The sequence below is a fragment of the Marinobacter sp. bablab_jr008 genome (assembly GCF_016464145.1).
GTDB lineage: Bacteria > Pseudomonadota > Gammaproteobacteria > Pseudomonadales > Oleiphilaceae > Marinobacter > Marinobacter nauticus.
The window spans coordinates 1-425 of record NZ_JACDWW010000001.1; the positions used below are offsets into that span (position 1 = coordinate 1).

The 425-nt window shown below is 55.1% G+C and carries 2 rRNA genes; both read left to right on the top strand.

From position 1 onward, the window contains the following. Nucleotides 1-206 (top strand): 23S ribosomal RNA (locus JIF53_RS00005); the annotation flags it as partial. 103 nt (nt 207-309) lie between these two features. After that, nucleotides 310-424 (top strand): 5S ribosomal RNA (gene rrf, locus JIF53_RS00010). The last annotated feature ends 1 nt before the right edge of the window (nt 425 follow it).

Consider the following 425-nt stretch of genomic DNA (forward strand, 5'->3'; position numbering starts at 1 on the left):
CACGCCAGTGGCATTGCCCGGTAGCTATGTTCGGACAGGATAACCGCTGAAAGCATCTAAGCGGGAAGCCCCTTCCAAGATGAGATCTCCCCGAGGCCTCGAGCCTCCTGAAGAGCCGTTCAAGACCAGGACGTTGATAGGCCGGGTGTGTAAGCGCTGCGAGGCGTTGAGCTAACCGGTACTAATTGCTCGTGCGGCTTGACTATATAACACCCAAGACAATTGCGGATAACGCAACAAAAGAAATCGATCATCACTCAGAGCCCGCTCTGATCGTTCTATCCCGTCCCCCAGTGATCAACCGTTTTGCCTGACGACCATAGCGGTCTGGAACCACCTGATCCCATCCCGAACTCAGAAGTGAAACAGACCTGCGCCGATGGTAGTGTGGCGTTGCCCATGTGAGAGTAGGTCATCGTCAGGCG